Raw genomic sequence first — 547 nt, 5'->3', positions numbered from 1 at the left:
AAAGCGACCAGTAAAACATCTCTGGATTTTAGCTCATATATTATTGAGGCTATAAGAGAGAAGCTTGAACGTGATGGTGCAATAGGTCAATAAACTATCGGATACCTTAGGGGTATTTGATGTGTGTCTTTTAAATGAGTTATGGGGATTCTTCACGTACCTAAAGAGTCCCCATTAGACATCTCTCTGTTTATGGTGACATGATTCGTCACTGCTTTCCTTTCCTCTCAGTTTCACCATTTCATTCCTTTTCCCTTAACCTGAACCATGATGTCAAAAATGTTTTTATATTGCATTTATGTATCACATATAACCTTCATAATTTTTTGTATCTATGATTTTCTCTGGTCTTAAAGTTATGTGTACAATGTACATGCAGCTTATCGTGTTTTTATGTTGCTCTTCTCCTTTCAGAAAGACCATTTTACCATTATAATTGAATATACATTGCATGTATGAAGCATGTTTGTTTTTTTCTATTTGTTTATGAGCAACGGAGACTGGTTATGAAAATCTTTATTGATGATGGTTCTACCAACATTAAACT

Annotated in this window: 1 pseudogene; it reads left to right on the top strand. The window is 33.8% G+C overall.

Annotated elements, in window-relative coordinates:
- Window positions 1-93: pseudogene (locus tag BEB54_RS29885) on the top strand (molecular chaperone GroEL); the annotation flags it as partial.
- Window positions 94-547: the final 454 nt, after the last annotated feature.

The sequence above is a fragment of the Escherichia sp. MOD1-EC6021 genome, assembly GCF_002965245.1.
In the GTDB taxonomy this organism is placed as follows: Bacteria; Pseudomonadota; Gammaproteobacteria; order Enterobacterales; family Enterobacteriaceae; genus Escherichia; species Escherichia coli_F.
This window is presented reverse-complemented; position numbering and strand designations above follow the sequence as displayed.